Here is a 3,001-nt window from a genome sequence, read left to right as displayed (position 1 = left end):
GTGGATGATAACGACATGAACCGGGAGGTGGCGCTGGCCCTGCTGGGCAAGGAGCAGATTTCCCTGGTCTGTGCTTGCGATGGGGCACAGGCGCTCGCCCTGTTGGCGCAAGATCGCGGGTTTGACGGAATCCTGATGGATTGCCAGATGCCGGTGATGGACGGGTACACCGCGACCCGGTTGATCCGCGCCGATCCGGCGCTGGCCCGGATCCCCATTATCGCCATGACAGCCAGCACCATGGTCGGGGATAAAGAGAAGGCGCTGGCGGCAGGCATGAATGACCACATCGCCAAACCCTTGAATATGCCGCTGTTGCTGGCGACCCTCTCGCACTGGATCACACCAGCCAGACCTCTGGCTGCCGCCAGCAAGTTGCAGGTGACTGACGATGCGACCCCTTGGCAAGGCGTGCCCGGCCTTGACGTGCAGCGGGGCATGGCCGTGATGGGGGGCGACAGTGCGCTCTACCGCAATATGTTGCAGCGCTTTTGTAACGGGCAGCAGGGGTTTGAAGCCAGTTTCCACTCGGCGTGGGCCTCGGATGACAAAGTCACGGCCCGGCGTCTGGTTCACACTCTCAAGGGCAGTGCCAGCACCATAGGGGCGACCGGTGTGGCGGAGCAGGCTGCGCTGCTCGAGCAAGCCGGTGAAGAGGGGGATGATGCAGGGGTCGCAACTCGCTTGCCATCCCTGATGGCAGAATTGACGCCCCTGCTGTCTTGGCTGGAAGCCGCGCTTGCAGCGTCCCCTGTGACGATGGGCGCTTCCCGAGGCATCGATGCCGGGATGCTGGCGGCGCAACTCCAGCAGTTGGGGACCTTGCTGGCACAGAGCGATGCCCAGGCGTTGGCGCTTTGTCAGCAGATTGAGGCTGATCTGGCTGTCAGTGCATTGCCGCTGCGTGCTGCATTTCAAGAGGTGAGCCGGGCGGTCAACGAGTTCGAGTTCGATAAGGCGCTGCAGTTGCTGGCACCACTGCTTGGGTGATGGTTAACACCCTTATCGCTTGTCATGTTCATCGTCATCCCAACTCATTTCTTTTTGCTGCAGTTGAACAAGAATAATTATCATCTATATCGATAGATATGGATATTTACGCTCTGGTTAATTACGCAGGGTGACGTGAAGGTAAATAGTGTGAAGGTGGGCGGTAACATCTGTAACCGGATGAGCGAATGCATCGCGAGTTAAATATCGATAACTATGTTGCTGCAGCCTTCCACCTTGCCTTTTCTCTCACCATTAATTTGAATGTAGATTCACGATGATGCGTAAACATATCCGTGAGTGCGATATTTTACTCACCAGCATCCAACACAATAAAGAGTGGGGGAGGCCATACTGATATGCATACCTCGGCGGCATCTTTTCACTAAGCTGTGTTAAACGGCAGGGAGGCCAAGCGAGGTTGTACTGTGTGGGCTAGCAGGAGCAATCATCTCCCTGCAGCGCTGGCAAGATGCAAGCAGATATCAAGCGACAGCAGGTAAATCGTGCCGTGCAGGCCGTGCTTGCTACCGGTGGTAGCTGGCCGTGAGACAGTCCTGGTGTGGAGAGGCAAGTCAGGAGGTTGTTCCGTGGATGACTGTATGGAATATGCAATGGAATGAGTAAAGATATATTCAATGGATCATTTATGGGTGGGCATCAGTATTGTGAAATGAGCGGTATAGCCAAGATTTCAATCATGTTAATTTGGCTTACAGTGAAAGAGAGGATATGCGGTGATTAATTATTTAATATCCAATTAAGTTCATAAAATTTACGGAGTTGCTAAATATCTCTTTGGGGGTAATTAATTTCATTTGTGATGTGGCTCGCTATGAAAATAGGGGTAAGCCGGTCGAAATTGATAGAGATCAATACTGCAGTGTGGGTGAGTCCTTAGCATTTCCGCTATTAAGCATTTATCAAACAAGTGCTCACTACGGGAATAAGTAGAATGGTCGAGGATAATTTTTTATCGGCTCATGGGATTAATCGCCGTGATTTTATGAAATTGTGTGCCGGGATGGCCGCAACCCTGGGATTAAGTCAGCATGCCGTCGCCAAGATGGCCACTGCGCTCACCAGCCCCGAACGGCCGCCGGTGATCTGGATTGGGGCGCAGGAGTGCACCGGTTGTACCGAATCGCTGCTGCGCGCCACGCACCCCACCATCGAGAACCTGATCCTCAACACCATTTCGCTGGAGTACCACGAGGTACTCTCGGCGGCCTTTGGTCATCAGGCGGAAGAGAACAAGCACAACGCCATCAAGCGCTATAAAGGCAAGTATGTGCTGGTGGTGGATGGCTCCATTCCGCTCAAAGATGGTGGCGTCTACTGCATGGTGGCCGGTGAGCCCATCGTCGACCATATTCGCCGTGCTGCCGCCGACGCGGCTGCGGTGATCGCCATCGGCTCCTGCGCCGCCTGGGGCGGTGTGCCTGCCAGCGGTGGCAACCCGACCGGCGCTGTCAGTCTGGAAGAGGCGCTGGGCAATATCAGCACCCCGATCATCAATATCCCGGGCTGCCCGCCCAATCCCCACAACTTCCTCACCACGGTTGCCTACTACATCACCTACGGCAAGCTGCCGGCGCTGGATAGCAAGAAGCGCCCGCTGTTTGCCTATGAGCGGCTGATCCACGAGAACTGCGAGCGTCGTCCGCACTTCGACGCAGGGCGTTTTGCCAAGGAGTTTGGCGATGAGGGGCACCGGCAGGGCTGGTGTCTCTATCATCTGGGCTGCAAGGGGCCGGAGACCTACGGCAACTGCTCGACCCTGGAGTTCTGCGATGTGGGCGGCGGCATCTGGCCGGTCGGCATCGGTCACCCCTGTTATGGCTGCAACGAGCAGGGGGTCGGTTTTAGCAAGGGGATCTTCCAGCTTGCCAAGGTAGAGAACCCGACTCCGAGGGTGGATAAACCCGATGTGGAGATCCAGGAGGGGGGCTATACCTCGCCCACCGCGACCGGCCTTATCGGTGGCGCCCTCGGGGTGCTGGTGGGGGTG

2 protein-coding genes are annotated in these 3,001 nt (G+C 56.2%); both read left to right on the top strand.

What is annotated here, in order from left to right; genetic code table 11:
* Positions 1 to 990, top strand: a 990-nt coding sequence (locus tag AB5Y92_RS05905; RefSeq protein ID WP_368225941.1) for a response regulator, incomplete at its 5' end; no start/stop codon positions are given.
* A 955-nt stretch (positions 991 to 1,945) separates the two neighbouring features.
* On the top strand, positions 1,946 to 3,001 hold a 1,056-nt coding region (gene hybO, locus AB5Y92_RS05900), incomplete at its 3' end, for a hydrogenase 2 small subunit (RefSeq protein ID WP_368225939.1).

Source organism: Aeromonas sp. R1-1, assembly GCF_040908495.1.
Lineage (GTDB): Bacteria > Pseudomonadota > Gammaproteobacteria > Enterobacterales > Aeromonadaceae > Aeromonas > Aeromonas veronii.
The sequence above is the reverse complement of the archived record's forward strand: the minus strand, read 5'-3'. Positions and strand labels throughout refer to the sequence as shown.